We start from the raw sequence: 21,807 nt of genomic DNA on the forward strand, positions 1-21,807 counted from the left end.
CAAATTTTACTTTTCCCTGAAGCTGTAGCCCTTCATAATGCCGCGGCTGGAGCCGGAAACAAAACTCAGGATCTCATCTCGCTCAGGGGTAGCAGGCATTTCGGCTTCTATATAGGCAATGGCTTGCGAAACATTCAGGTTTTTGTTGAAGATGATTCTGTAGATGTCCTGAATCTCATTGATCTTTTCGCTGGAATACCCTCTTCTTCTGAGGCCAATGGAGTTTATCCCCACAAACGAAAGGGGGTCACGGGCAGCTTTGGTGAAGGGGGGGACATCTTTGCGTACCAGCGACCCTCCAGAGATCATCACGTGGGGGCCAATGTTAACGAACTGGTGAACCGCTGAAAGGCCTCCAACGATGGCATAATCATCAATGTTGATGTGCCCTGCCAGGTTTACGGCATTGGCCAAAATACAATGATCCCCAATTATGCAGTCGTGGGCGATGTGAACGTATGCCATAAGCAGGCAGTTGTTTCCAATGACTGTTTTATTGTTGGCCTTGGTTCCCCGGTTGATGGTAACGAACTCCCTGATGGTGGTGTTGTCACCGATTTCGGCCGTGGTCTCTTCACCTTCAAATTTCAGGTCTTGCGGAATGGCGCTGATTACTGCACCCGGGAAGATCCTGACATTTTTCCCGATGCGTGCCCCCTCCATGATCGTCACGTTCGATCCTATCCAGGTTCCCTCTCCAATCTCAACGTTATTGTTAATGGTTACAAAGGGCTCAATTACCACATTGCGGGCAATTTTTGCCTGAGGGTGCACATAAGCTAATGGTTGATTCATTACGAATTGTTGTTTTTTACAATTTGTGCCATCATCTCGGCTTCCATCACAAGTTTGTTTCCTATGTATGCAAGGCCGCGCATATGGCAAATGCCCCTCCTCACAGGGCTGATAAGCGTGAGCTTGAATACAAGGGTATCTCCCGGTACTACCTTCTGCTTGAATTTGACATTGTCAATCTTCATGAAATAGGTGTTGTAGTTTTCAGGGTCTTCCACTTGCGCAAGAACCAGAATACCACCCGCCTGCGCCATGGCTTCAATCTGCAGGACTCCCGGCATCACCGGCTCCTTGGGAAAATGGCCCATAAAATAAGCCTCATTCATGGTCACATTTTTCACCCCGACCACATGCGACTCCCCGATATCAATGATTTTATCCACCAAAAGAAAAGGTGGGCGGTGGGGAAGCATCTTCATGATTTGATTGATATCATATACAGGTGGGATATCGGGGTTGTAAGAAGGGATTTGCTCCTGTTCTTTCCTGGCTTTGATGTGTTTCTTTAATTCTTTTGCAAAAAGCACATTAGATGCGTGGCCAGGCTTGTTTGCAATGATGTGCCCCTTAATAGGCATCCCTGCAAGGGTCAGGTCGCCGATCACATCCAGTAATTTATGACGGGCAGGCTCGTTATGGAAATACTGTTCCAGGTTATTCAGTGTACCTTCAGTCCTTACTTCCACACTGGGCCGGTTAAATAGCACCGCCAGGCGGTCGAGTTCTTCCTGCTCCATCGGCCGGTCCACGAAAACAATGGCATTGCTCAGGTCACCCCCCTTGATAAGATTCTGTTTCAGAAGAAATTCCAGTTCATGCAGGAATACGAATGTGCGGCAGGGGGCTATCTCTGTGGGAAAGTCAAGGATCTTATCCATGATAGCATGCTGATGCCCAAGGACCTTCGACTGATAATCGATCAGCACGGTAAGGCGGTACTGATCACTTGGTAAAGCAATGATCTCGCAATCCTTTTCGGGATGATAGAACCGTATGGGTTCACGAATATCAAAATATTCGCGGATGGCCTTCTGTTTTTCCAGCCCCACTTCCTGGATTGCTTCCACATAGAGCCTGCTGCTGCCATCAAGAATAGGGGTCTCGGGGCTGTCAACTTCCACCAGGGCATTATCAATGCCCAAGCCGGTCAATGCTGCCAGAACGTGTTCTACGGTGCCAATACGAATACCGTCTTTTTCAATGGAAGTGCCGCGCGAGGTGTCGACCACTAGGCTGGCATCAGCTTCAACGATGGCTTCAGGGCCAATGTCAGTGCGCACAAAGTTAATTCCCGAATATTCGGGCGCTGGCTTGATATTAAGCGTAACGAGTTTCCCGGTATGAAGGCTGACCCCTGATACGGAAACAGGGGCTTTTATGGTGTGCTGAAATTCTGTCATGGGCTAAGAAATTTCATGCCTGATGCTCAGGCAAAAGTAGGGCAAATATATAATTTATTTTTCTAGTAAAAAAAGCCTTTAAGCAGATGTTCAACTTTTGTCTTGTATGGCCTTCATTGCTTTTTCAAGTTCATCAAGGCGCTTAACAAGGTTTTCCAGGTTGCGGAAATAAATGAAGGACTTTCTGAACCTTGAGGCATCCATCGCAGGCGAGCCCATGATAATCTGCTCATTTTTGATGGAAGAGGACACCCCGGTTTGGGCGGCAATTTTAACTTCGTCACCAATGGTCAGGTGACCGCTAATACCAACCTGTCCGCCAATCATACAATTTTTGCCGACACGTGAAGAACCTGCAATGCCAGTCTGGGCAGCAATAACCGTGTTTTCACCTACAACAACATTGTGGGCAATCTGGATCAGGTTGTCCAGTTTCACTCCTTTTCTGATGAGGGTTGAACCCATGGTGGCCCGGTCAATGGTGGTGCCGGCACCGATCTCAACATGGTCTTCAATCACCACATTTCCAATCTGTGCCACCTTTTGATAATTGCTGTCCGACTGGGGGGCAAAACCGAAACCATCAGCGCCGATCACGGCATTTGCGTGGATTGTGCAAACATTGCCGATCTGGCAGTCTTCATAGATCCTGACTCCGCTGAAAAGGGTGGTATCATCACCAATAGTAACGTTATCGCCCACGTAGCAATGAGGGTAAATGCGGACATTCTTTCCTGTTTTAACATTTTCACCTATCCAGGCAAACTCACCAACATAAGCCTCTTCACCCAGCTTTGCTGTGTCAGCAATAAAAGCAAGTGAGGAGGTGCCAGATTTTTGGGGCGATTGTTGCTTGTAAAGTTCAAGCAGGGTGGCTAAAGCGCTGTATGGGTCAGCTACCCGTACCAGGGTGCTTTGCAGGGGCTGCTCCGGCTCGAAGGTATTGCTCACCAACACAATGGCGGCGTTGGTTTTATAGATATACGGCGTATAGGCCGGATTAGCAAGGAATGTCAGGGCATTGGGCCCGGCTTCTTCAATCTTGGAGAACTGGCTTACGGTTACCTCAGGATTTCCTTCAATGGTCCCTTTCAATAGTCCGGCAATTTGACTGGCTGAAAATTCCATGGTTGTTGCTTAGGTTTTGATGGCCGCAAGTTACCAATATTTGGTGGTTTGAAAAAGGGTTTTACCTGCAGCCACGGGGCTCGTTTAATATTTTTTAAGTTATCCGGGTTTTTTCCATGGCAGGTTCCGCCACTTCTTTGGGATAGCAGACAAAAAATTTCTCAACCGGCTGCGATAGAACGCTGATATTCAGGTGATCGCTTGCCCGGGCGATGTCAGTCAGGCTCCCGTCGCGCGAAAGGACCATGATGTTTCCGATCACTGGGTCATAAGCACTGTTGCGGGTCATGCCACTGATCACAAAATAATCGGTGTCTTCTTCCGAAATCCCGCACAGCCTCTGGGTCCTGAAGCGGATCTCTTCCAGGTACTCTGCAGTGAAGGGCATTTTCTGAATTTCTATGCGAAACAAATGCCGGTTGATCAGATTGCTGCATAACTGACTCAGCACAGGGTCGGGATGCTCAGCCCATACTTTTATAGCGGCATGCAGGTCATGGTCGTCAATCAAAGCATAATCCTCCAGCAGGCTTTGGTCTTCCAGGAGATCTTTCCTGTAATATTTTCTTCTCAGGAAACGGTCCAAAGCAGGAGAGGCAAAGAGGCTTTCACCCGCCATAGCCAGGTATTTGGCCCGCCGAACGATACTGTTCAGTAGCTTTTCAGCCGAGATGACTGTTTTATGCAGGTAAACCTGCCAATACATCAGCCGGCGCGCAATGATGAATTTCTCAATGCTGTAAATGCCTTTCTCATCAATCACCAGTTGGTCACCGGCAATGTTTAGCATTTTTATGATTCGGTCCCAGCTGACAACTCCTTCAGAAACGCCCGTATAGAAACTGTCGCGGTTCAGGTAATCGAGCCTGTCCATATCCAGCTGTCCGGCAACCAGCTGATGCAGTGCCTTTTGGGGATGGGTATTGTGAAAAATATCCAGGGCGCCTTTCAGTGAGTGCCCGAACGCTTGATCGAGGTGATGCATGAATAAGCCGGTAAGATCTTCGTGGTTCATGTCGGCAATCAGGACATTTTCGAGCGCGTGGGAAAAGGGACCATGACCCAGGTCGTGCAACAGAATGGCTTGAATCAGCGACAGTGCATCTTGTTCAGTTACCTCATGGCCTTTGAAGCGAAGGATTTCAACGGCCTGTGTAGCCAGGTACATCGCGCCCATGGAATGGTGAAAACGCGTGTGCAGCGCACCAGGATAGACCAAATGTGTCATGCCCAATTGCTTGATATTCCTTAACCGCTGAAAGTAAGGCGTTTCAATTAAATCGAAAATACTTTCATCAGGTACATGAATAAATCCATAGACCGGATCGTTAAAAATCTTAAGTTTGTTGGTTGATGAGGTATTCATGGCTGTTTCATTTGGTTGGCAGGAATTGCCGGGATTTTACCCCGGCGAATATTCAAATGTCGGTATTTTTAGTTAAATTTGTACGAATACGCTGCTATTTATTCCTGATATTCAGCGTTTTTTGAGCCTAGCGCCAACCCTTCTCAGATCGTTTTCTGGTAAGGTAGTGTTTTGGTTCTTTTTGGTTTCCTGTTCATCATAAATTTAAATGGTTGATAATGAGTGTAAGAATTCTTTGGGCTGATGATGAGATCGATCTGCTGAAGCCCCATATAATGTTTCTTGAAGAGAAAGGATATACGGTTTTTACTACCAACAACGGTTCGGAAGCCCTCGATCTGATCAATGAGAAGGATTTTGATATTGTTTTCCTCGACGAGAATATGCCGGGCATTTCAGGCTTGGAAACACTGACGCAAATCAAAAATCGCCAGCCCGGACTTCCGGTGGTGATGATTACCAAAAGCGAAGAGGAAAGTATCATGAATGATGCCATCGGCAGCAATATCAGCGATTACCTCATTAAACCGGTCAATCCCCACCAGCTTTTGCTTTCCCTGAAGAAGAACCTCGAGAATAAGAAGCTGGTGAGCGAGAAAACAACCATGGGCTATCAGCGCGAGTTCCGGCAGATCAGCATGGCCATGAGCGGAAGACTTGATTTTGGGGAATGGAAAGACATCTATCGCCAGCTGGTGTATTGGGAGCTGGAGCTCGAAAAGTCACAGGACAACAGCCTGAAGGAAATTTTCCGTATGCAGAAATCAGAAGCCAATTCAGTTTTTTGCAATTTTGTGCAGAAAAACTATCTTGACTGGCTGGTTAGCCAGGATGACGACAAAATTGCCCTTTCCCATACTGTATTCCGCGAGCATTGCCTGCCTTTCATCAAATCCGAAGACAAAACCTTTCTCATCATTATCGACAACCTGCGCTTCGACCAGTGGAAATCCCTTCAACCTTTCTTTGAGGAGTTTTACCGGGTGGTTAATGAAGATGTCTATTGCGGCATTCTGCCCACCGCCACCCAATATGCCCGCAATGCTTTCTTTGCAGGCCTGCTTCCCAGCGAAATTGAGAAACGCCATCCAAATTACTGGGTCAGTGAAGGGGATGAGGGCACCCGCAACCAGTATGAAAATGAACTTCTTACTGAACAGCTGAAACGGCTGGGCAGCGATATCAAATTTAACTATCACAAGATTCTTAACCTCAGCGCGGGCAAGAAGCTGGCAGAGAACCTCAGCAATTTCACCAATACCAAGTTGAATGTGCTGGTCTATAATTTTGTTGATATGCTTTCGCATGCCCGCACCGAGATGGAAGTCATCAAGGAGCTTGCCGACGACGAAGCCGCTTATCGCTCGCTTACCATGAGTTGGTTTGAACACTCTCCTTTATGGGACATCATCCGTTTCCTGTCTGAGAAAAAAATCAACATCATCCTTACGACCGACCATGGCTCGATTAGGGTGCAGAATCCTACACGGGTGGTGGGCGACAAGAACACCAACACCAACCTCCGTTATAAGACTGGCCGCAACCTGCAATATGATTCATCAGAGGTCTTCGAGGTCCGGAATCCATCCCAGGCATTTCTGCCTAAAGGAAATATCAGTTCCAATTACATCTTTGCCGTTGAGAACAGCTTTTTTGCTTATCCCAACAACTTCAATTACTATGTGAACTATTACCGCAACACGTTTCAGCATGGCGGTGTTTCACTCGAAGAGATGATGATACCCCTGATTTTTATGAAAGCCCGATAGATTGGTGATGGTTACTACAGAAATATTAACAGCCAAAGACCCTGCCGCCCTCGATGAGGTTGCCAAAACCTTGTTGTCAGCCTTTCCTGCTGGCCGGATTTTTGCCTTCTACGGGCCCATGGGCGTGGGTAAAACCACCCTCATCAAAGCGCTGTGCAGGCAGCTGGGCACTGTGGATGTGGTCAGCAGCCCAACCTTTTCCATTATTAACCAGTATATGACTGACTCGGGTGAAAGTATCTTCCATTTCGACTTTTACCGCATCAAGGACATCGTTGAAGTTTACAACCTGGGCTACGAGGATTATTTTTTCTCGGGAAGCTATTGTTTCATCGAGTGGCCTGAGAAAATAGAGGCCTTGCTGCCCGAAGGAAGCCACGTGGTGATCATGGAAGACCATCACGGAGAGCGTATCATCCGATTCTGATTTGTACTTTTAGCTGTAAGAATTTGCAGTAAAACCAAACAACAATGGAACGCGGAGAAAAAGATTATGTAATGTTCAGCAAGGGGGGACAATTCCTGCCCCAGGAAGAGATGCTGGAAGTAAGAAAACGTAAAAACCATCTCATTTTAGGTATTCCCCGGGAAACTGCCTTTCAGGAGAACAGGGTTGCCCTGGCCCCTGAAGCCGTTTCCCTTTTGGTGCAGAATGGCCACAAGGTCCTCATCGAAAGCAAGGCCGGCGAAAATGCTTTTTTCCCCGACAACGAATACAGCGAAGTGGGCGGCGAGATTGTCTATTCTTCCGAGGAGGTTTTCAAGGCCAACATCATCCTGAAGGTGTCTCCACTTACCGACCAGGAAATGACCTACCTCAGAACGGGTCAGGTGATCTTTTCTGCCCTGGCGATGCCCATGCAAAAGGAAAGTTATTTTAAGACCCTGGCAAATAAGAAGGTTACCGCTGCGGCCTTTGAGCTGATTCGCGATAAGACCAATTCATTCCCCCTGGTAAGGAGCATGAGTGAAATTGCCGGGAATACCTCTATTTTGATTGCCGCCGAATACCTGAGTGACCGTAAATTTGGGAAAGGCCGGATGTTTGGTGGTTTTTCGGGCATTACCCCTACCGAGGTGGTGATCCTAGGCGCAGGCACCGTAGGCGAATATGCCGTTCGGGCCGCCATGGGCCTGGGGGCTATGGTCAAGGTGTTCGACAACTCGCTGTATAAGCTGCGGCGGCTGCAGAATAACCTGAGTGCAAGGATATTCACTTCTATTATCCAGCCCAAGGTGCTTCTGAAAGCCCTGAAGACCGCCGATGTAGTCATTGGGGCCCTTCATGCTCCCTGGGGCAGAACGCCCATTGTGGTAAATGAGGAAATGGTCAGCCAGATGAAATATGGCAGCGTTATCGTGGATGTCAGCATTGACCAGGGCGGCTGCATTGAAACCAGTGAGATCACCAATCATTCCGACCCCGTCTTCCGTAAGTTTGGTGTGACCCACTATTGTGTGCCCAACATTGCTTCAAGGGTTCCCCACACGGCTTCCTATGCCTTCAGTAACTTTTTTGGCCCGGTATTGCTGAAACTCGGCGAAGCCGGAGGGCTCGAAAACATGCTGAAGCACGACCCCGGGGTTCGTCAGGGTGTTTATTTGTTCAATGGTATCCTGACCAACCAGTATATTGGCGAATATTTCCACTTGCCTTACCAGGATATCGATTTGCTGATGGCTGCCTTTAAATAATCCACCCATTCTTAAACCCTTTTCGGGACCATTCTTTTTGCTTCTTTTTCCTGTATTACGGCCGGAGAAATCCCTTACAAGGCTATACGGTTGCATGTAAGGATATGGCCTTGTGTGAAAGGGATGGGCATGGTGCCATCCTTTTCTTTTTTTTAAAATCAATGATTTTATTTGTTTTTTTAGGGTTTATGCACTTATTAAGAGAGCTTCAACTCCTTTTGCAGGTTCGTGCCATACCCGTACCTGGGAGGTACCATGGTCGTAGTTTATACGGTTTAAACCGTATAAACTACGTAAATACTCCGTATTAACCATGAGAATGTTATTGGAAAAGAATAGCAGGGAAAGGAAAAAAACAAAGGCTGCCTTCGATCGCGGAGGCAGCCCCTGATGCAGTGACTTGGCTGGGGCTCGAACCCAGGACCCCATCCTTAAAAGGGATGTGCTCTACCAGCTGAGCTACCAAGTCAAAACCAGTAAATCTTCAAAGAACTAAGCCCCGGGAGGGGGCTGTTTTTTTAAGAGTGCAAAGATACGTTCTATTCTTGAAAAACAAAAAGTTTTTTTCCCTTGAAGGGGTTTTTTTAGGGGCACTCCTTGAAGCCTTGCAAAATTCTTTTAATCCAGCACCGGGTGTGGTTCAAATTCTGCATTCGGGTTGAACATGAGCCGGTAGGTGGTCAGCAGGAAGACTCGCTCACCACCGATGTGTTCGGCAATATGGACCATTTTTGGATTGAAATCACCGATCCAGGCCATATAGGCCCCCTTGTATTTTGTTTTTTTGCCGGTGACGATATAATTTTTGAGGGTCATGATCATTCCTGCATCTAAGCCTTTGTTGCGATATTCCGGAACGATCCCGAACACAAGGCCACTGATCTGGTTGAGCTTTCCGCGCCAGCGGTAGTAAAGGAATTTGATTTTCCCCCAAAGGTCCAGGCGTCCGTTCAGGTGTTTGAAGATTTGATTCAACTCGGGGATGCTGACGAAGAAAGCCACCGGTCTATCGTAGTGGTAGGCGAAAATGACCAGTTTCTCATCCACCACGCTTTTTATGCTCTCGAAGATGGCCAGGGCAGCATCCTTTGAAATAGGTTTAAAAAATTTATGGGTATGGGCCCATGCCTCATTATAAATGGTTTTAAAATCTTCGGCGTATTTATCGATTTTTGAGACTTCCAGATGGCCGAACCGGTATCCCTGGGTGGTGATCAGCCGCTCGTATTTCTTCTCCAGAATAGGGGGGAGGCCTTTGCTGGCACTGAGGTAAAAGACGTTTTGGTTGTAGAATTTTTTAAAGCCGTAATGTTCGAATAAATCCTTGTAATAAGGCGGGTTGTAATTGATGGTGTAAATGGGTTGATTTTCGAAACCATTGACGAGCAGGCCCCAGAAGCGGTCCTTTTCGCCAAAGTTAATGGGCCCGTCCATGGCTTCCATGCCTTTCTGCGCGAGCCAGTTTTTGGAGGCATGGAACAAAATGTCGGCTGCTTGCTGATTGTTTGTGCACTCGAAGAAGCCCATTCCTCCGGTTGGTTGGTTAAAAATGGCGGAGAATTCGGGGTGAATAAAAGCTGCCACGCGACCCAGCAACTGCCCGTTGTCATCCTTAAGGACCCAGCGGATGGCTTCACCCAGGATAAAATATTTGTTTTTCCGGGGATCGAAAACCGCTTCAATGTCCTGGTCCAGGTGGCTGATCCAATTGGGATCGTTTTTATAGATGATGCGGGGAACTTCCAGGAATTCCTTCACCGTGCGGGAATTGTTTACTTCAATGAGTTGCATATGCGTGGCTTTTCTCTTGAATTATTTTATCATCTTTGCAAAAGTAAAAGATTTATTTGCAAGGATATATGTTAATCTTTGTCCTTATCATGTTTTTCCCAATAATATTAGGTTAGGGAATCGAAAAAAATTAATTTGGAGCCACGTATCTCACCAGTATCATACCAATGAAAAGGAAAATGCAGGGAAAAATCATGGTCGTCACAGGGGCTTCCTCCGGTATTGGCAGGGCTCTGTCCCTTGAAGGATTAAGCCGCGGCATGAAAGTAGTCATGGCGGCCAGAAACCTTGAGGGGCTGCAGGAGACGGCCGCCCTGGGAGATTCGCCTGAGGGGCAGTTTCTGTTGGTCAGGGCCGATGTTACCCGGCAAGAGGATTGTCAGCGATTGATCCAGACTACCTTGAAGGAATTTGGCCGCATCGATATATTGATCAACAATGCCGGGGTTTCGATGCGTGCCCTTTTTGAAGAGGTTGACCTTGAAGTGCTGGATCGGCTGATGCGGGTAAATTTCTGGGGTGCTGTTTATACCACCAAGTTCGCCTTGCCTTATTTACTGGCTTCAAAAGGCAGCCTGGTAGGCATCTCGTCTGTTGCAGGCCACAAGGGCCTGCCGGCGCGTACCGGCTATTCGGCCTCGAAATTTGCTTTGCGAGGATTTATGGAGACCCTGCGCATAGAGAACCTGAAAAAGGGATTACACGTAATGGTGGCCAGTCCTGGTTTTACTACCAGCAATATCCGGAAGACTGCCCTGTCGCGTGATGGCTCTCCCCAGGGCGAGTCGCCCCGGGCCGAGGATAAGATGATGTCTGCAGAACTTGCCGCCTGGCATATTATGAATGCCATCGGTAAGCGAAAGCGTGAGCTGGTGCTGACGCCCGAAGGCAAACTGATTATCTTGCTGAATAAAATCATTCCGGGCCTTCTGGATAAAATGATATATGACCAAATGGCACGCGAAGACAATTCACCCCTGAAGTAAAGACAATTTTACCAATAAATTAACGCAGGGGAAATAAATAAATCCTAAATTTGCTTCAAACCCCCGTTTTTCTATTCCATTAAAACAAGAAAAAATGAAAGAAGACCTGATCATTAAGCCCCTGGTTGGCTTTGGGAACCTGAAGTTTGGTGCTACCAAAAACGAAGTGAAGACCTTGTTTGGCGAACCCCAGGAAATTGAGACCATTGAAGGCGATGAGGATTTTTCAGAGGTAGAAGTATGGAGTTACTGGGATAAGGGTCATGCGGTGTATTTTGAGAAGGAATTTGAAGACCGCTGCACCAATTTCGAGACAGATCATCAGGATGCCACCCTGTTCGGCAAAAGGATTTTTGGTCTGACCGAGAAGCAAGCCATTGCGCTGATGAAGGAAAATGGATTCACTGATTATGAGGCCGAAGACGAAGAAGAATGGGATGAGCGCCGTGTCTCGTTTTTTGATGCCCAGGTTGATTTTATTTTTGATGAGAAGGTGATGGTGCAGGTGAGTTGGGCTGTTGGATTTAATGATAATGAAGAGGTGGAGTGGCCTGAATAAATCTGCCTGAATTTTTTATCCTCAAATGCATAAATTATATCCTTTAAAATTCCAGCCTGTCTATAAAGACAAGGTTTGGGGAGGCACGCGCCTGAAATCATTGCTGGGAAAAGACTTTTCGCCTTTGCCGAATTGCGGCGAGTCGTGGGAACTGTTTGCCTTTTCGAAGGACAGCTCTGTGGTGCGCAACGGTTTTCTCAGTGGGAATACCTTGCCTGAAGTCATTGAAGTATACATGGGTGACCTGGTCGGGGATAAGGTATTCGAACAGTTTGGAGAAGAGTTTCCCCTGCTGGTGAAGTTCATTGACACCAACGATTACCTGTCCGTGCAGGTACACCCCGATGATGCCCTGGGCATGAAGCGTCATAACTCCTATGGTAAAACCGAGATGTGGTATATTATTGATGCTGAGCCGGGCGCTGAGATCATTTCTGGTTTTAACCGCGAGGTAGAACGGGAGACCTTGCGAAGGCATATTGAACAGAATACCCTGCGTGATATCATGGTGGCAAAACCCGTAAAAAAGGGCGACGTGCTATATTTGCCGGCCGGAAAGGTACATGCCATTGGTGCAGGTATTACCCTCTGTGAGATACAGCAGGCCAGTGATGTGACTTATCGCCTTTATGACTGGGACCGCCCTGGGACCGATGGGAAGCCCAGGGAATTGCATATTGAACAAGCCATGGAGGCCATCGACTTCAGCAAGGCCGAAGAATTTACGCTTGATTATGAGCCTGTGTTTAATGATAGAGTCAGCCTGGTAAGCGATAAACACTTCACCACCAAATTATTGACCTTTGACCGAAAGATCGAGCTGGATTACTACCTAGTGGATTCTTTCGTGTTGCTGGTTTGTCTTGAGGGTGGCTTTACACTTAGTTATCCAGGGGGCAGTGAAGAGGTTGCCAAGGGAGATGTGGTGCTTGTTCCGGCCGACATCAGGCAGGTAAGCTATGTCCCGCAAACATCCTGCCGGGTGCTGGAAACCTATATAGGATAAGCTTCAGGAAATCCTGATTTGGTTTAAGGGATTGGTGGTATCCGGCTGTTCCTTCATTCTTTGACCTTGCCGAATCGCTCCCTGATGGCTTTTTCACGGAAGTCGAAGATCTGTTCCAGTCTTCTTTTTACCATGATTTGGTGTACCAGTTTCCCCAACCATCCGAAGGGCATTTTGTAATGGAGGCTGTCAATCATTTCCACGCCGTTTTCGGCAGATTTCAGGTAATGCTTATGGTGCCAGAACGAGAATGGCCCGCTGCGCTGCTCATCCACAAAGAAAAACGGACCTTCAGCCTGTGTAATCTCGGTAACCCACTTGACCGGGACTCCCATTAAAGGTTTGACTGAATAGATGATAATCTGGCCCGAGTGTATTTCTTTCTTTCCTGAGAACGACAATACCTCAAAGCCCATATCAGGCGGGGTGATGGTTTTCAGGTTATAAGGGTCAGAAAAGAACGCCCACCCTTGTTCAAGGCTTATGGGGAGGAGCTGTTTGCGAAAAAGGTGATACATAATCCGGCTTAATCTTCGATCTGGGAAATAATACTGTCATCAAAGGGTTTCACGGTGGGAGCAAAAACGCTCTTGAGTTCTCCGTTCTCGTCCACAAGGTATTTCTGGAAGTTCCAGCTGGGGGATTTCTTGTTCCAGCCATTCTTGCCTTTTTCGGTGAGCCACTTGTAAACCGGGTGTTTGTTGTTACCTTTAACAGAGACCTTATCACTCATCAGAAAACTTACCCCGTAATTCCTTTCACAGAATTCAGCGATTTCATCTGTGCTGCCGGGTTCCTGGTTCATAAAATTGTTTGCCGGGAAGCCAATGATTTGCAGCTTCTTGTGGTACTTCTGATGCAGTTTCTCAAGCTCAGCATACTGAGGTGTGAAGCCACACTTGCTGGCGGTGTTAACAAGCAAGACCTTCTTGCCCCTGAAATTTCCGAATGGGATGGTGTCGCCTTTCAGTGAAACCATTTTCAGATCATAAAATGAGGTTTTACTCTTTGCGCTTGCGGGTCGACTCAGTTTCCTGCCGCTAAAGAAGGCCTGAATCATTGAAAATAAGCTCATGAAAAAGAGGTTTGTGAAAAAATATCCTGTTAAAATTTCCTTTTTTATTAACAGGAAGACCAGCGGAAGGTTCAGGCCTGATGACGGTTCTGGCAAAAATATCCCAGTTTGTAAAGATCAAACCATTTTAGCCTGGGTTTTTTCCCCAGCAAGTTGGCTTCTAAAGGTTTTTGAAGCATTCGGAAGCCCAGGGCAAAAGTGCTGCATAGTCTGAGGCGTTTCAGTAACCTAAATCCTTTGAGAAGGCGGACCATTTTAGCCAGTTCACTCCCGTCATCGAGGTAGTTATTAATAAATGCCAGGTTTTTGACTCCTTCACGACTTTTCTCCAGAAATTCGCGATTGCCCTGCAAGCCAATGTGCAGCAAGGGGTTGTTGATATGCTTAACGGTAACCTTGTTCTTCATGAGTTCATAGCCCAGGAGCGTATCCTCGTGACCGTAGCCCTTGATGTTTTCATTAAAGGGGATTCGCTGAAGAATGCTTTTGGGGATCATGAAATTGTTGGTCATAAATGAAAGGTGAGGATTCATGCTTCTTTCGGCAGCACCTCTGACCTCCCGATGTGTCCCATACCACCAGTGGAGGAAGGTGTCATCGGCAGGGGGCTGGGACAAATAGCTCCTTCCCCCGCAGACAACCAGGATTTCTCCGGTTTCATCCAGATAGCGCTTCAGGAAAAATTCATCAGGGGTTTCTGAATCGCAGTCCATAAACAGGATCCATGGGAAGCGTGCTTTTTTTGCCAAAAGGTTCCTGATGCGGCTCCGTCCGGCGTTTTCCTTGAGTTCTTCGTACCTGACCAAATCAAGGTCAGACAGTTCCCGGTTCAGCAGGCAAAACTCCGGATCAGAGGCGTCGTCCAGTATCAGGAGTTCAGCAGGTGCAGGAAGCAAGAGGGCTTGCCTATGCAGACTTTTGACCAGTGGTCTGACATCGTAGTTATATACCGGGATACAAATGCTTAGCATGAAAGAGAGCTTGCTGGACAAATATAAGGACTATTTTCCTGAACAGATCTGGATTTCAAGTCAACCCATGAAATGGAGAGAACTTGCGGAAAGTAAATCTTATTTTCTGTAAAAACCTGGTGTGAGGATCAAAAGCACGGTAAAAAGCTCAAGCCTTCCCAATAACATCAGGAAACTAAGCACCCACTTACCAACATCAGGGATGTGGGCATAATTGAATACGGGTCCCACGCTTCCGATACCAGGCCCCACGTTGCCCAGGGTGGCCACGGTAGCTCCTACCGCTGAAATGAAATCGAGCCCAATAACAGCCATGACCACCGATCCTAATCCGACAATGATTACATAAATCATGAAAAATGCCAGGAAGTTATGGATGATCTCGGAAGGGATTGTTTTTCCGTTAATTCTGACAGGTATCACGGCCATTGGGTGAATGAGGCGTTTGAATTCGAGCCGGACATTTTTCAAAAGCACAAGGTGGCGGATCATTTTAATACCCCCTCCTGTTGAACCAATGCAGCCTCCGGTAAACATCAGCAGGAATAAAAGAAACCACAGGGATCCTTCCCACTGAAGGTAATCGGTTGAAACAAAACCTGTTGTGGTAACAATAGAGACCACCTGAAACAAACTGTCGCGGAAAGCCTTTTCAAAACCAAACTGGCTGGAAAGGAAAATGACAGTAGCGATTACCAGTGTGAAAATACCCATGACGCTTAAATAAAAGCGGTATTCCTCATTTTTAAACACTTTGCCTAACTGGCCTTTCAGGGCAAAGTAATGCAGGGAGAAGTTGGTCCCAGCCAGGATCATAAAGAAAATGATCACGTATTGGATGTAGGGGGAGAAGCCAGCCACGCTGTCATTCTTTGTGGAGAACCCGCCAGTGGCCATAGTGCTGAAGGCGTGATTCAGGGCATCGAAAAGGCTCATATCCCCCAGCATAAGCAGAATGGTTTGTACACCCGTAATTAGAAAGTATATGCCCCAGAGCCGCTTGGCGGTTTCGGCAATCCGGGGGTGCAAACGGCTGGGGGTAGTCCCGGGAGCTTCGGCAACAAAAAGTTGCATGCCCCCAACACCTAAAATAGGAAGGATTGCCAGGGTAAGCACGATGATTCCCATCCCGCCGAGCCAATGCGTCATGCTTCGCCAGAACAACAGGCCTTTCGAAACAGATTCAATGTCGGTAAGGATCGATGCCCCTGTGGTGGTGAAGCCGGAAATGGTTTCAAAAAACGCGTCGGTATATGAAGGGATGGTATGATTAAGATAGAAGGGTAAAGCCCCGAAGGCGGAAATGCTTAGCCATGTGAGGGTTACAATGAGGTATCCTTCTTTTTTCCCGATGTTACGATGGTCATTTTTTCGGGCGAAAATAAAAAGCAAAAAGCCGCTGAAAAAGGTTATTCCACCTCCCATCGCCAAGGATCTCAACGCTTCTTCTTCATTATAATACCATGACCAAAGGGCCGAAAGAGCCATAAAAAAGGTAAGAAGCATCAGGAGGATGCCGATAAATTTGGTAATTAAGCGGATGTTAATATCCGACCATCCAGACATAGTTACGCAATTTAATCCCTGAACATTTTATCCACCAGGTGAAATGCCTGTGGCAGGGCAAAGACAACAACCTTGTCACCTGCCTCAATCTGTATATCCCCCCGGGCGATATACCCTTTTCCACTGCGAATAATTCCTCCTATGATCGCCTTGTCCGGAAATTTCAGCTTGCGGATCGGCTTTTTTGTCACGGGGGAGTGCGGTTTGGCAATAAACTCGAAAACCTCGGCATCGATGCCAGTAAGGCATTTTGTTGAAATGACTTCCGCAGACATGGTAAAGCGGATGATATAACTGGCGGTGGCCAGTTTTTTGTTGATGATGGTATCAATGCCGATGTTCTGCGAAATGTCAATGAAGTCAAGGTTTTCAACCAGGGCAATGGTTTTCTTGACCCCAAACTTTCGAGCCAGCATGCAGGTCAGGATATTGGTCTCCGAGTTGTTTGTGACAGCCACAAAAGCATCCATTGCGCTGATCTTTTCGTCTTCGAGCAAGGTCACATCCCTTGCGTCACCATTGATGATCAGCGTATCGGAGAGGTAGTCGGAAAGCACCTGACAGCGATCATAATCGAGCTCAAACAAGGTAATATTGAATTGCTTCTCAAGGGCAGCGGCAGTCATTTTGCCCACGGCTCCACCACCCACGATCATCACATTAAAAATTTCAAACTGGGTTTTACCGCCCATTCTAAGGAGCTGATCGATCCCATCGGGTTTGGTGACCACGTATGCCATATCCCCTTCCTGAAAAATATCACTGCCTTTGGGGATCAAGGTCCTGGCTCTCCGGTGAATGGCTATGGCCCTGAAATCGAGGTGAGGGTGCTCAACGGCAATATCATTGAGAGACTTACCAATAACGGGGGCATCCCTTTCAAGCTTTACCAGCATCATCGAAAGCTGGTTATCTGAAAAGTCAAAGATTTCGGTAGCTGCGGTATTGTTTAGCAGGCTCACGATTTCTTTTACAGCAATTTTTTCAGGAGAAACGAGGAAGTCTATTCCAAGGCTTTTACAAAACTCCTTGTATTCGGTAGTAAGGGATTCGACTTCGTGCAGTTTGGCAATGCATTTCTTGATGCCGAGTTTTTTACCCATGATGGCTGTCAACAAGTTGATCCGGCCATCAAGGTTAACACTGACCAAGAGGTCGATTCGCTTTGGATTGACTTCCTGCAACATTTCCAGGGAGGTGGCGTCTCCAACATAGGTCATGAGGTCAGCGTGGACTTCAATTACCTTGAGCAGCTCCCTGTTTGGACAGATGAGTGAAACGTTATGCTTTTCATTTGCAAGCAGGCCTGCCAGGTGCAATGCGGTTTCACTATCGCCCGCAATAAGAATATTCATGTCAAGTATTTAATAAAAAACATTGCAAATATACGATGAATTATCAACAAACAAGCAGGAGTAAATACCCTGATGGTTTATTTCAATTCACTGGAATTCATGCTATTAATAAGCTCAAGCAAAGTTTGGGCTGCCTGATCCTGGGGCAGGTTTTTTACTTCAACCTCATTTCCTCTAAAAAGGTTTACGGTATCAGGACCTGAACCCATAATCCCAAAATCGGCATCAGCCATTTCTCCGGGTCCGTTTACTACACAACCCATGACGGCTATCTTTAGTCCGGGAAGGTGGCTGGTTTTCTCCTTTACCTCTTTGAGGACTTTCATCAGGTCAAATGAGGTGCGGGCACAGGTTGGACAAGAGATGTATTCGGTGCGTGTGATACGGAGCCCTGTGGCCTGAAGCAAACTGTAACAGGCTTGAATAATGACCTTTTGGGTTAGGCCTGGATTTTCTATCCACATTCCGTGGATCTTTCGCTCAAGAAGAAGCCTGCCCAGGTCGGCAGTCAGTTTAAGGATAAACGCCTCCCCATCGGCTTGATTGTAAGTGAGGCAGGGAATAATGGCAACAGGGTCCTGTGCTCCCTCCAACAGTAAAAACAAATCACTGATCAATGCCGGTTCAAGGATCTTTTCAGGCCGCCAAAGGATTATCAGGCGGGGAATTTTGATCAGCTTTTTAACCAAATCAGGATCAGGAAGATGGGTCAGATGAAAAAAGTAAAAACCTGAATGAGTTTTGAAACTTCCATTGAATACCTGCTCTTGCGTCAATAGCGGATGTTCAAATCCTGAATTGATGTCTAAGATTTTTCCATTAGGAAGACCTGAAAGGCCATGTTCATCTTTTTCCTTTTCTCCCTGTATAAAATAAAGATCGGGCGGGTTGGGGAGATTTGTGTCCAGAAAGCTTTTATCAGCCTGGGGATGGAGATGGGTTGCATTTCGGGTGCTTCCCGAAAAAGAACTGATCACTATGGCCTTATGCCCTCCGGGCAGGGCTGGCAACTGCTTATCTTGCCAGTTGAATGGCTTCACTGAAAATTTACTTGTCAGCGCACCGACGCCGGGAAAGATTCCCTGGAAAGGCTCGGCAATCTTTCTGGCGACGGGAATCTCAGCTTCGGGCTCTTCTGACAGGCTTACCCTTATGGTATCGCCAATACCTTCCTGTAGCAGGGTACTGATCCCCAGGGCAGATTTGATGCGGCCGTTCTCTCCTTCACCGGCTTCGGTAACACCTAAGTGAAGCGGATAGGCCATACCCTCTTCCAGCATTCGCTCAACCATCAGCAGGTAGGAACGGATCATTAGCAAGGGGTTGCTGGCCTTTAAAGAAATAACGGTGTTGTAAAATCCAAGGTCTTCAAAGATTTTCAGGAATTCAAGCGTTGACTGAACCATTCCTTCTGGGGTATTGCCAAACCTGGAAATGATTCTTGGAGATAGTGATCCAAAATTAGTGCCAATCCGGATGGCCGTGCCATATTCCTTGCACACCTCAAGAAGCGGGGAAATATTTTGGCGAATTCTTTCAAGTTCCGCCTCATATTCGCTGTCGGCCCAGTCCTTCTGCCCCTTACGCCCTGCGCCGGAATAATTGCCGGGGTTTATCCTGACTTTCTCAACAAATTTTGCGGCGATCAGTGCCAGGTCAGGATTGAAATGGATATCTGCAATGAGAGGCTGGTCAAAGCCCGCCTTGTGTAGTTCTTTTCTGATCTTCTTCAGGTTAAGGGCACTTTGGCGATTTGGGGCACTGATTCGCACATAGTCGGCCCCAGCCTCAAAAATCCGGATGATCTGTTTTAGGGTTGCTTGTATGTCAAGAGGTGCGGTGTTGGTCATTGACTGTAAGCGTATGGGATGCTTCCTGCCCAGGGGTCGGTTGCCAATGATTACTTCGCGTGAAGGAAAACGTATCATAATGGAGTAGTGGAATTTTAGGAAAGAGAAGCAGAGTCCACACTTCGTTTCAAAGACAAAGGGCGCGGAAACCCATCAGATTCTGAAACCAATCACCGCGATATCATCAATCTGCTCGCAATCTTGTTTCCAGTTATATAAGGTTTTTATCAGGGTTTCTTTTTGTTCAGCCATGGGTTGATCGAAGATCTGTTCCAAAAGTTTCATTGCCCGCTGGTTGGTGAACCTTTCCCTTTTATCAGAGCCGAATTGATCTCCGAATCCATCGGTCAAAATATAAACCTTATCGCCGGGGTTTAACGATAGGGTTTGATTCGAAAACGCTTTCATTTTGCGGTGAAAAGAAAGGGGCATTGGGTCTCCCTTAAATTTTACCAGGGGGCTGTGGGGCATGGTGATTGGCTCTCCATCCAATTTTATTTCACCCTTTGTGGCAACATAAATGGGCGTTCTTGCACTGCTGAAAGTGACGCTATGGTTTTGATGGTCAATGGCAAGCAGGGCCATCTCAATTCCTTCCTGTGAGGTTTTTTGCGTTTCCTCCTGATGCAAGGAGCTAATGATATACAACCGCATTTCATCAAGAAGCTGGGCGGGGCTGTGGTACTTTCTCCTCGCCACAAATTCGTTTAAAAACGAAAGGCCCAGGACACTTAAAAAAGCTCCCGGCACACCGTGACCGGTGGAATCGGCCAGTGCAAGAAGAGTGACGCCATTTTGCCTGCTGATCCAGTAAAAATCGCCACTGACAATTTCTTTGGGCTCGTAAATGATAAAATACTCCTCAAAAGCTTCCTGAAGGTTGGTCTCATCGGGTAGCAGTGCATTCTGAATATTCTGTGCATACCTGATGCTTGATACCAGGGCCAGATTTTTTTCTTCAATGATATTTTTCTGTTGGGTGATTTTTTCATGTTGTTCACCGATTTCCTCGTTTTGCTTCATGATTAGCTCATTGGCTAATTTGCGACGTCTCGAACTACTATATATTTGCAGAAGGATTAGAAATAAGGCGAGAAGTCCGGCAATCATGAAATTTCGAATAATTTTCTGGCGACTGAGGCTAACGGATTGTTGGACGAGCTCAAGATCCTGTTTCTCCAGCAAGGCATTTTTAAGTTCCATTTCCTGCTTGATCTGCTCGGTTTGATATTGAGCTTCAACCTCCGAGATCTCCCGCCGGTTCTCGATCCGCGTAAGAGAATCATTAAAGAGTTTAAAAAGCTTATGATATTCAAGGGCTTGCCTGATGTTTCCAAGGCCTTCCTGTGCAATGGAAAGGTTTTTGTATGCATAAATTTGGTCATCAAGGGACTGGATCTCACTTGAAAGTTCTAGGCTTCTGGTAGCCAGGTTCAGGGCTTCATTGTATTGCCTGAGGTCATTGTTTACAGCGGCCATATTGCTGAGGGTGTTGGCCTCAATGTGTTTGAATTGATGTGCCCGTGCAATAACAAGTGCTTCCTGGTAATGTTGTAGTGCCTTTCGGGGATCACCCATCTGTGAATAGCTCATCCCCATATTATGTAGGCACCTTACCACCCCCTGGTGGTCGTTGATCTCCCTTGCCATAGCCAGGGCATTTTCAAAGCGTTCAATGGCCTCCGGATAGCGCTCCTCTTCAATCAGGATCGTGCCAATATTCAGGATGGCATTGTACTTTCCTACCGTATGGTTCAATTCCTCAAATCCGAGGTATGATTCATTGTAGTAATTCAAGGCCTTTTGATAATCCTCCAGGTCATACATCAGGTTGCCCAACATTAGCAAACAACTTGATTTCCCGAGGCGGTCGTTTTTTTGAGAATAACATTCCAGAGCCTGGTTGGTGTAAGATGCTGCCTCATCCAGATTTCCCATATAGAAATAGGTAACCCCCAAATTATGTGCCGATTTGGCAATATTCAGGGTATCCTTTCTCCCTGTGGAAAGCTCGAGTGCTCTACGATATTGCTCAGTGGCTTCCGGGAAATTACCTTCCATCTGGCTGATGTTGCCAAGCGAAAGCCAGGCCACAATCAGTGCGAGTGAGTCTGCTTTTCCAGGCCCCATTGCAATGATCTGGCCCGCATATTTCCTGACTCCTTCAGCATCATTAAATCTATTGTGCAATGCAGAAAGACCCTGAAGGGCTGATCCTTTCAATCTCAGGTAAATTCTCTGATCTTCCGGGTCCGTGCTGGCTATCCCCAATTTTTCAGCCTGGTCCAGCGCAATATTAAGGTAATAAAAGGCCGTGTCATAGTTTTTTGTTTCAAATTGAGCTCCAATGAATATTTGCAGAAGGATCTTGTCCTTTGGGTCAGTGGCCTTGCGGAATTCCGCCCTGAGGGAATCAATATCCAATTGTGCATGGCAGGGTACCGAAAAAAATAAAACCGGAAAAATAAAAAAGAATAATAACCGCTGCATTGCTT

At 46.9% G+C, this 21,807-nt stretch carries 18 protein-coding genes and 1 tRNA gene; 6 read left to right on the forward strand and 13 right to left on the reverse strand.

Features of this window, described 5'->3' with window-relative positions; translation table 11 throughout:
• Positions 1–6 precede the first annotated feature (6 nt).
• From lpxA to V2I46_12455, 4 genes are all read right to left on the reverse strand, one after another.
• A complete protein-coding gene (lpxA, locus tag V2I46_12440) occupies positions 7–795 on the reverse strand; it encodes an acyl-ACP--UDP-N-acetylglucosamine O-acyltransferase (protein MEE4178305.1) in 789 nt (262 codons plus the stop codon).
• On the reverse strand, positions 795–2,195 hold the full coding sequence (locus V2I46_12445; protein ID MEE4178306.1) for a bifunctional UDP-3-O-[3-hydroxymyristoyl] N-acetylglucosamine deacetylase/3-hydroxyacyl-ACP dehydratase: 1,401 nt from the start codon (positions 2,193–2,195) through the stop codon (positions 795–797). Before V2I46_12445 ends, lpxA begins: the two co-directional genes overlap by 1 nt.
• Before the next feature lie 90 nt (positions 2,196–2,285).
• A complete protein-coding gene (lpxD, locus tag V2I46_12450) occupies positions 2,286–3,323 on the reverse strand; it encodes a UDP-3-O-(3-hydroxymyristoyl)glucosamine N-acyltransferase (protein ID MEE4178307.1) in 1,038 nt (345 codons plus the stop codon).
• 94 nt (positions 3,324–3,417) lie between these two features.
• Positions 3,418–4,689 (reverse strand): HD domain-containing protein, encoded by a 1,272-nt coding sequence (locus V2I46_12455; protein MEE4178308.1) that lies wholly within the window; start codon positions 4,687–4,689, stop codon positions 3,418–3,420.
• 218 nt (positions 4,690–4,907) lie between these two features.
• Between V2I46_12455 and V2I46_12460 the strand changes: the two genes are divergently transcribed.
• From V2I46_12460 to V2I46_12470, 3 genes are read left to right on the forward strand one after another with little or no spacing between them, the layout of a single operon-like run.
• Positions 4,908–6,458, forward strand: coding sequence for a PglZ domain-containing protein (locus V2I46_12460; protein MEE4178309.1), 1,551 nt, complete (start codon positions 4,908–4,910; stop codon positions 6,456–6,458).
• Positions 6,459–6,465: 7 nt separating this feature from the next.
• Positions 6,466–6,885, forward strand: a complete 420-nt coding sequence (tsaE, locus tag V2I46_12465; GenBank protein MEE4178310.1) for a tRNA (adenosine(37)-N6)-threonylcarbamoyltransferase complex ATPase subunit type 1 TsaE — start codon at positions 6,466–6,468, stop codon at positions 6,883–6,885.
• A gap of 44 nt (positions 6,886–6,929) precedes the next feature.
• Positions 6,930–8,153: an alanine dehydrogenase gene (locus V2I46_12470; GenBank protein MEE4178311.1), complete on the forward strand. Its 1,224-nt coding sequence runs from the start codon at positions 6,930–6,932 to the stop codon at positions 8,151–8,153.
• A gap of 396 nt (positions 8,154–8,549) precedes the next feature.
• Here V2I46_12470 and V2I46_12475 read toward each other — a convergent pair.
• Together V2I46_12475 and V2I46_12480 are read right to left on the reverse strand one after the other, a co-directional pair.
• Positions 8,550–8,622: transfer RNA gene (locus V2I46_12475), tRNA-Lys, on the reverse strand.
• 149 nt (positions 8,623–8,771) lie between these two features.
• Positions 8,772–9,944, reverse strand: a complete 1,173-nt coding sequence (locus V2I46_12480) for a hypothetical protein (protein MEE4178312.1) — start codon at positions 9,942–9,944, stop codon at positions 8,772–8,774.
• A 167-nt stretch (positions 9,945–10,111) separates the two neighbouring features.
• Here V2I46_12480 and V2I46_12485 point away from each other — a divergent pair, with 167 nt between their 5' ends.
• The 3 genes from V2I46_12485 (at position 10,112) to V2I46_12495 (ending at position 12,495) form a co-directional block, all read left to right on the forward strand.
• A complete protein-coding gene (locus tag V2I46_12485) occupies positions 10,112–10,930 on the forward strand; it encodes an SDR family oxidoreductase (protein MEE4178313.1) in 819 nt (272 codons plus the stop codon).
• A gap of 94 nt (positions 10,931–11,024) precedes the next feature.
• On the forward strand, positions 11,025–11,489 hold the full coding sequence (locus tag V2I46_12490; GenBank protein ID MEE4178314.1) for a hypothetical protein: 465 nt from the start codon (positions 11,025–11,027) through the stop codon (positions 11,487–11,489).
• 25 nt (positions 11,490–11,514) lie between these two features.
• A complete protein-coding gene (locus V2I46_12495) occupies positions 11,515–12,495 on the forward strand; it encodes a type I phosphomannose isomerase catalytic subunit (GenBank protein MEE4178315.1) in 981 nt (326 codons plus the stop codon).
• 53 nt (positions 12,496–12,548) lie between these two features.
• On the opposite strand, the gene V2I46_12500 is transcribed toward V2I46_12495, so the two are convergent.
• The 7 genes from V2I46_12500 to V2I46_12530 all read right to left on the reverse strand — a co-directional run bounded on the left by V2I46_12500 (position 12,549) and on the right by V2I46_12530 (position 21,802).
• Positions 12,549–13,013, reverse strand: coding sequence for an SRPBCC family protein (locus tag V2I46_12500; protein ID MEE4178316.1), 465 nt, complete (start codon positions 13,011–13,013; stop codon positions 12,549–12,551).
• 8 nt (positions 13,014–13,021) lie between these two features.
• Complete coding sequence (locus tag V2I46_12505; protein ID MEE4178317.1) at positions 13,022–13,555, reverse strand: glutathione peroxidase; 534 nt, start codon at positions 13,553–13,555, stop codon at positions 13,022–13,024.
• 86 nt (positions 13,556–13,641) lie between these two features.
• Positions 13,642–14,541, reverse strand: coding sequence for a glycosyltransferase family 2 protein (locus V2I46_12510; protein ID MEE4178318.1), 900 nt, complete (start codon positions 14,539–14,541; stop codon positions 13,642–13,644).
• Between the two features lie 99 nt (positions 14,542–14,640).
• The gene (locus V2I46_12515; protein ID MEE4178319.1) at positions 14,641–16,107 is read right to left on the reverse strand and encodes a TrkH family potassium uptake protein; all 1,467 of its coding nucleotides are present in this window, start codon (positions 16,105–16,107) and stop codon (positions 14,641–14,643) included.
• 11 nt (positions 16,108–16,118) lie between these two features.
• Positions 16,119–17,462: a Trk system potassium transporter TrkA gene (gene trkA / locus V2I46_12520; protein ID MEE4178320.1), complete on the reverse strand. Its 1,344-nt coding sequence runs from the start codon at positions 17,460–17,462 to the stop codon at positions 16,119–16,121.
• A 77-nt stretch (positions 17,463–17,539) separates the two neighbouring features.
• The gene (ispG, locus tag V2I46_12525) at positions 17,540–19,390 is read right to left on the reverse strand and encodes a (E)-4-hydroxy-3-methylbut-2-enyl-diphosphate synthase (protein ID MEE4178321.1); all 1,851 of its coding nucleotides are present in this window, start codon (positions 19,388–19,390) and stop codon (positions 17,540–17,542) included.
• Between the two features lie 75 nt (positions 19,391–19,465).
• Positions 19,466–21,802, reverse strand: a complete 2,337-nt coding sequence (locus V2I46_12530) for a tetratricopeptide repeat protein (GenBank protein ID MEE4178322.1) — start codon at positions 21,800–21,802, stop codon at positions 19,466–19,468.
• Positions 21,803–21,807: the final 5 nt, after the last annotated feature.

Source organism: Bacteroides sp., assembly GCA_036351255.1.
Lineage (GTDB): Bacteria > Bacteroidota > Bacteroidia > Bacteroidales > UBA7960 > UBA7960.